This is a genomic window from Pseudomonas profundi (assembly GCF_008638305.1).
Classification (GTDB): domain Bacteria; phylum Pseudomonadota; class Gammaproteobacteria; order Pseudomonadales; family Pseudomonadaceae; genus Halopseudomonas; species Halopseudomonas profundi.
Map to the genome: position 1 here is coordinate 1 of NZ_VTPZ01000029.1, position 7,179 is coordinate 7,179.

General features: G+C 57.7%; 5 protein-coding genes and 1 pseudogene. 4 read left to right on the forward strand and 2 right to left on the reverse strand.

All coding sequences use genetic code 11. The features are described from left to right. Positions 1 to 77, reverse strand: a pseudogene (locus FZE95_RS19285) (electron transfer flavoprotein subunit beta/FixA family protein); the annotation flags it as partial. A 279-nt stretch (positions 78 to 356) separates the two neighbouring features. Here FZE95_RS19285 and FZE95_RS19290 point away from each other — a divergent pair. After that, on the forward strand, positions 357 to 2,021 hold the full coding sequence (locus FZE95_RS19290) for an electron transfer flavoprotein-ubiquinone oxidoreductase (RefSeq protein ID WP_150302419.1): 1,665 nt from the start codon (positions 357 to 359) through the stop codon (positions 2,019 to 2,021). A 239-nt stretch (positions 2,022 to 2,260) separates the two neighbouring features. On the opposite strand, the gene FZE95_RS19295 is transcribed toward FZE95_RS19290, so the two are convergent. Further along, positions 2,261 to 2,635, reverse strand: coding sequence for a YkgJ family cysteine cluster protein (locus tag FZE95_RS19295; RefSeq protein ID WP_150302420.1), 375 nt, complete (start codon positions 2,633 to 2,635; stop codon positions 2,261 to 2,263). 360 nt (positions 2,636 to 2,995) lie between these two features. On the opposite strand from FZE95_RS19295, the gene FZE95_RS19300 reads away from it, so the two are divergent. From FZE95_RS19300 to FZE95_RS19310, 3 genes are all read left to right on the forward strand, one after another. Next, positions 2,996 to 4,213: a serine hydrolase domain-containing protein gene (locus FZE95_RS19300; protein ID WP_150302421.1), complete on the forward strand. Its 1,218-nt coding sequence runs from the start codon at positions 2,996 to 2,998 to the stop codon at positions 4,211 to 4,213. Between the two features lie 38 nt (positions 4,214 to 4,251). Beyond that, a complete protein-coding gene (locus tag FZE95_RS19305) occupies positions 4,252 to 5,994 on the forward strand; it encodes an alkaline phosphatase D family protein (protein WP_150302422.1) in 1,743 nt (580 codons plus the stop codon). Between the two features lie 82 nt (positions 5,995 to 6,076). Beyond that, positions 6,077 to 6,931, forward strand: a complete 855-nt coding sequence (locus tag FZE95_RS19310; RefSeq protein WP_150302423.1) for a PA4780 family RIO1-like protein kinase — start codon at positions 6,077 to 6,079, stop codon at positions 6,929 to 6,931. Positions 6,932 to 7,179 lie beyond the last annotated feature (248 nt).

Below are 7,179 nucleotides of genomic sequence, written 5' to 3' on the forward strand. Positions count from 1 at the left end.
ACACCGGAATTGTCCGCTTTGACGCGAACCTTGACGTTGTAGTCAACGACCCGTTTAACCGCTACTAGTACCTTCATGGCATCCTCTTAGTGAATAAAACCTCGAGAGCTTCCCGTCTCCGGATAATGAAGTTGACTGGATGACCGGACGGGACCATTCATAAAAAAAGCGCTTTATCATGACGATGAGCCTACACCGGGTCAAGGTGTGGACCTTGTTGTGCGGGCCGCTGTCTGAACCGCTAGCGTATGTTTGCGTTGGAGCAGCCCTGCTTGGCTGATATAATGCGCGGCTAACCGGCCCGGGATGGGCCTCGATAACTAAATTCTGATCCGGCCTAGAGTAGGAGATATATAGTGGAACGCGAATTCATGGAGTTTGACGTTGTCATCGTCGGCGCAGGGCCGTCCGGCCTCTCCGCTGCCTGTCGCATCAAGCAGCAGGCTGCTGAAAAAGGCCAGGAAGTCAGCGTCTGCGTCGTTGAAAAAGGTTCCGAGGTCGGTGCCCACCTCCTCTCTGGCGCCGTTTTCGAGCCACGCGCCCTGAACGAACTCTTCCCCGACTGGAAGGAAATGGGTGCGCCTCTTAACACGCCGGTGAAGCGTGATGACATCTATATGCTCACCAACGAAGAAAAAGGCTACAAAATCCCGAACCTGTTTGTGCCGAAAACCATGCACAACGAAGGCAACTACATCATTTCCCTGGGCAACCTGTGCCGCTGGCTGGCTGAACAGGCCGAAAACCTTGGCGTGGAAGTCTACCCCGGATTTGCTGCCCAGGAAGCGCTGATCGATGAAGGCGGCGTCGTTCGCGGTATCGTCACAGGCGACCTTGGCGTTGACCGTGAAGGCAACCCGAAGGAAGGCTTCTTTACCCCTGGTATGGAACTGCGTGCCAAGTACACCCTGTTCGCCGAAGGCTGCCGCGGCCACATCGGCAAGCAGCTGATGAACCAGTTCAAACTGAACGACGGTGTCGATCCCCAGCACTACGGTATCGGCATCAAGGAAATCTGGGATATTGATCCTGCCAAGCATGAAGAAGGCCTGGTCGTCCACACGGCAGGCTGGCCGATGGATATCGTGGGTAGCGAGAACACCGGCGGTTCCTTCCTGTATCACATCGAAAACAACCAGGTCGTGGTAGGTCTGATCATTGATCTGTCCTATTCCAATCCGCACCTGTCACCCTTCGATGAATTCCAGCGCTACAAGCACCATCCGGTAGTGAAGCAGTATCTGGAAGGCGGCAAGCGTGTGTCTTACGGCGCACGTGCCATTGCCAAAGGCGGCCTGAACTCTCTGCCCAAGATGGTATTCCCGGGCGGCGCGCTGATTGGCTGCGACCTCGGCACCCTGAACTTCTCCAAGATCAAGGGTAACCATACGGCCATGAAGTCGGGCATGATCGCTGCCGACGCGGTGCTTGAAGCATTAGGTGCTGGCCGTGAAGGTGGCGACGAGCTGACAGGCTACGTTGAAAGCTTCAAAGCCAGCTGGGTCTACGACGAGCTGTTCCGCTCGCGCAACTTCGGCGCCGCTATCCACAAATACGGTGCGCTGCTGGGTAACGCGTTCAACTTCATCGACCAGAATCTGTTCGGTGGGAAGATGCCGGTGACCCTGCACGACACCACGCCGGACTACGCATGCCTGAAAAAAGCCTCGGAAGCTGAAAAGATCAACTATCCGAAGCCGGACGGCGTGCTGAGCTTCGACAAGCTTTCCTCGGTGTTCCTGTCAAACACTAACCACGAGGAAGATCAGCCGGTTCACCTGACGCTCAAGGATCCCAGCATCCCGATCGAGCACAACCTGCCGCTGTACGATGAGCCAGCGCAGCGCTATTGCCCGGCTGGCGTGTACGAAGTCGTCACCAACGACGACGGTGACAAACGGTTCCAGATCAATGCGCAGAACTGCGTTCACTGCAAAACCTGTGACATCAAGGACCCGGCCCAGAACATCAACTGGGTAGCCCCTGAGGGCACCGGCGGACCGAATTACCCCAACATGTAATTTGGTGCTGGAACGAAACAAGGCCTCGCATATGCGGGGCCTTGTTGTTTTCCTACACAACCAGGCGCTTTACGCCCCAGGGAGGCACGATTAGCTTTTCCTGGGAGTGTCGAGCACCTGCTCGACGCTGGGCTTGAACAGGGTTAGCGATCGTCTGAGAAACCCGTGTACGACGGATAGTTTGCCGTAGAGCAGGCGCTCTACAGCCCCAGGGCTCTACAGCAAGCTTGCCTGCTCAGTCAGGCCGCGACCACAGGAACAAGATCCGGGTGGTGCGGATTTGGCAGCGGGGGCAGGCCATGTCTGGCCCTGGCGCGCTGACAATGCGGACTTTCCTGCCCTGCTTCCCCATGATAGGGAAATTCCCGACAAGCGCTGGAACGTTGCTCGTAGATATTGCAGCGTACCGCACCGCCGACCGACCCCATCAATGACACACAGCGAGGCTCGGGCTGATTGGTACCTTGCATACAACTCAAATGCGGGCTTATCTGTTCCGTCAGATGGGAAGGTACACCTCCCTCTTGGGCGCTGTCCGTCTCGCCCCAGTAAAACGAAACCCTGAATGTGGCACAGCATGCACCGCAGTTCAGACAGGGCGTTGTTTCGCTCATTTCATCGCGTACCTCAAGCTGATTTCTGGAGCGCGATTTTTACAGCGAAGCAGCTTGAACACACAAGCGAATTTCTCGTCGGTGGCGAACTGAACCCGGAAATATTCTAGGCCCGATCAAGCCCACCGGCTGTCAGGGTGGAGCAAGTGTCGAAAACAGGGATGTTTTCGTCAAGCCCCCAAGGATGGGTTCACGGCGTCTTGCGCAGTCCTGACTGCCGGTGGGCGATCATCATCAACAATCAAGCCGGGCAACGTGCTGGGCTTATGACGGCATATTGGCAGATAAGGGAATACTCCCCCAGCCGGGTTCTGACGCGGTACCATCAAGGCAACTTCACACCAGCAAACGGACCTCTGCATGACTGAAACCGCCATCATCGCCGGCCTCGACACCCGGCGCCTGTCACGAATTGCCGAGCATCTGGACAGAGCCTATATCACCCCCGGCCGACTTCCGGGGGCTCTGACCCTGGTCGCCCGGCATGGCGAAATTGCCTACCTGCACGCCCAGGGACTGATGGATGTAGAGCGCAACAAGCCGGTTCAGACGGATACCTTGTTCCGTGTCTATTCAATGACCAAACCGGTAACGTCAATTGCCTTGATGCAGTTGTATGAGCAGGGTCGGTTCTTATTGGACGATCCGGTGCACAAGTACATACCCGCGTGGAAGGATCTGCGCGTCTATAAATCCGGTGTGCATCCCAACTTCATAACTGTACCCTGCGAACGCCCCATGACCATTCGGGACCTTCTGACGCATCAGTCGGGCCTGACCTACGGTTTCATGAATCGCACCAATGTTGATGCGGCCTATCGGGAACTGAAACTCGACGGCAATTCCGGTCTGACGCTCGAGCGCCTGGTGGATGAACTGTCGCGATTGCCGCTGGAGTTTTCACCGGGCACAGCCTGGAATTATTCGGTGGCCACCGACATTTGCGGCTATCTGGTACAACTGTTGTCGGGCATGAGTCTTGAAGATTACTTCGCCGAGCAGGTGTTCAAACCGCTGAACATGCAGGACACTTTCTTCACCGTGCCCGCCGACAGCCTGGACCGCTTCGCGGCGTGCTACCAGTATTTGCCAGGTGATCAATTCAGCTTGCAGGACGACCCGCAGCATTCACATTTCGCGCGCCGACATGGCTACCTGTCCGGTGGTGGTGGTCTGGTTTCCAGTATCAGCGATTACCACCGTTTCGCCCAGGCCCTGGCCAATGGCGGCGAACTGGAAGGCGCAAGAATTATCGGTCGCAAGACGCTCGAGTTCATGCGCTTGAACCATCTGCCGGACAATGCGGATCTGCCCAGCGTCTCGGTCGGCGGCTTCAGCGAAACACCCTATGACGGCTCCGGCTTTGGCCTCGGTTTTTCGGTCAAGACCGATATCGCCAAATCGCAAACCATTGGCTCTGTTGGTGAATACGGCTGGGGCGGCATGGCCGGCACCGCTTTCTTCATCGATCCGGTGGAGGATCTGGTGGTGATTTTCATGACCCAGTTGATACCCTCCTCTGCTTACCTGGTAAGACAGGAGCTACGCGCGCTGGTACAAGGCGCACTGGTTGACTGATCCTTGCGGGCATATCGATTCCTACAGGAGCGGCGGGCATGAATCGGCGCGACTTTCTGCGAGCTTCGACACTCGCGTTTGGCAGTATCGTAGTCTCCACCGGTCTACAAAGCGGCGTGGTCAGTTCTGCCGGCTCAGCACCACGCCCCACCGGGGGCAGGATCGCGTTTCGGCATGGGGTAGCCAGTGGTGATCCCAGGCAGGACCGTTTCATTATCTGGACCCGCCTGTCACTCCTTGACGGTCCGGAAAACGACCTCGAGGTCGGCTGGGAAGTAGCAGCCGATCCCGATTTCGCACAGCTGCTGCACAAAGGGGCTACTGTTACCGGTCCTGCTCAGGACCATACGGTCAAGATCGACGTACTCAACCTGCAACCGGGCGCCCACTATTACTACCGGTTCAACGCGCAAGGTGTGCTCTCCCCCGTGGGTATCAGCAAAACCTTGCCGCAGGGGGATGTCAGCCAGGTGCGCTTTGCGGTGCTTTCCTGCGCAAACTATCCGGCCGGTCACTTTCATGTCTATGCCGAAGCTGCGCGTGTTGATCAACTGGACGCCGTGATACATCTCGGCGATTACATCTACGAATACGGCGCTGACGGTTACGCCACAGCAGACGCTCAGACACTCGGCCGATCCTTGCCGGCTGACAACAATGGCGAGCTGTTTACCTTGTCAGACTACCGCAAGCGTTACGCTCTATACCGCACCGACAACGCCCTGCAGGCGCTGCATGCAGCCGCCCCCTGTATCGCGGTGTGGGATGATCACGAAATCAGCAATGACACCTGGCAACAGGGTGCGCAGAACCACGGTGAGGATGAAGGGAACTTCACGGCGCGCAAACGCGCGGCCCTGCAAGCCTGGTTCGAATGGATGCCAGTGCGCCCCGCCCATCCGGATGACCGCGAAACCATTTACCGCAGTTTCGATTTCGGCAACCTGGTGAGCCTGCACATGCTCGACACCCGTATTGTCGGACGCGACCGTCAGCTGGCCTTCGCGGACTATTACGACGAAGAAGGCTTCAAGGCTGCCGCTTTCAGGCGCGACAGCATGGACGCCAACCGCAGCCTGCTGGGTCATGCCCAGCGCCGCTGGCTATACGGTGCGCTGGAGGCTTCCACGTCCACCTGGCAGGTATTGGGTCAGCAGGTGCTGATGGGCCGAAGGCTGTTGCCTCGGGCGTTATTATCCGCTCTCCAGGCTTCCTCGCATCCCGACCTTGCGCAAACCCTCAACGAGCTGATCGACATCAAGCTACGCCATCAGCGTCACGACCCTGCGCTAACGGCGCGGGAGATCGATCAGGCGGAGACATTGGTACCCTACAGTCTCGATGCCTGGGACGGGTACGGCCATGAACGGGAAGCGCTCCTCAAACACGCGGTGACACACGACAGGAACCTCGTAGTGCTGGCTGGCGATACGCATAATGCCTGGGCCAACAATTTGCTGGCTACTGATGGCACCCACGCCGGAGTGGAATTTGCGACCAGCTCGGTGACCTCCCCAGGCATGGAGAGTTATCTGAATATGCCCCTGGAGCTCGTTCCGCTGGTCGAGCAGGCCATGGTCACGCTCGCGTCTGATGTGCAATACCTGAACGCCAATCAGCGTGGCTACATGATCGTCACCTTCACCCCGGAGCGCGCCACCGCCGACTGGCGCTTTGTCAGCAGCGTCAAACAGCGCGACTATCAGATGGATCAGACGCGGCGCGTTGTCATAACGACCGGAACGGGTGCTAGCCGTCGGCGCCTCGTTCCAGCCAGGTAAAACGAAGGCCGCAAAGGGTCTATTTCATTGTCACTCGTGCAAGGGGATTATCAAGTTGCCCGTTTCAGGGTATAAGGGCGCTATGAAAATCCCTAAACGAATACAACCGCTAGTAGACGACGGTCTGGTGGACGAAGTAATACGTCCGCTAATGAGTGGCAAGGAAGCTGCCGTATATGTAGTGCGCTGTGGCAATGAAATCCGCTGCGCCAAGGTTTACAAGGAAGCGGCCAAGCGCAGCTTCAAACAGGCCGTGCTGTACCAGGAAGGCAGAAAGGTGCGCAACTCGCGTCGCTCCCGAGCCATGGAGAAAGGTTCGAAGTTCGGCCGCAACCAGCAGGAAGAGGCCTGGCAGAACGCCGAAGTGGACGCGCTTTACCGTCTCGCACGAGCCGGCGTGCGGGTGCCGCAACCCTATGGCTGCTTCGAAGGCGTACTGCTTATGGAGCTGGTGACCGACGAAGAAGGTGGCGTCGCGCCACGCCTGAACGACATCAGCATGTCCGCCGAGCAGGCCCGTGAAGACCATGCGCTGGTAATGGAATACGTCAAACTGATGCTCTGTGAAGGTCTGGTGCATGGCGACCTGTCCGAGTTCAACGTGCTGGTCGACGATTACGGCCCGGTAATCATCGATCTGCCCCAGGCTGTGGACGCTGCAGCAAATAACAATGCGCGCTCGATGCTTGAACGCGACGTGAATAACATGACCGAGTACTACGGTCAGTACGCTGCGGACCTGCTGGAGACGCGCTATGCCAAAGAGATGTGGGCGAAGTACGAGGAAGGCGAACTGGAGCCGGACACAGAACTGACAGGCTATTTTGCCGAGAGCGAGGAAGCTGCTGATGTCGGTTCGGTGGTCGACGAAATCCGTGCAGCTTTTGCCGAAGAGCAGGAACGGCAAGAGCGTATACGGGACGCGGACGAGCAGTAAGGGCATCTCAGCAGCAAACCTTGGGGGCTAGCCTGTGGGAGGCCGGACTCCGGGCGATGGCCTGGCCACCGGGCCAGCTTGTTGTACCCCAGGGGCGTCCTGCGGACGCCGTCGCGCCGAGGGCGACCCTCCTACGAAAAACACAAACCAGCTTTGTGGTAGAGGCCAAGTCCAAGCGACGCCCTCGATCAACACAAAGAAACTAATTCGTGGGAGATTCTATGGTTCACCACAACCCCTTTCAGGCT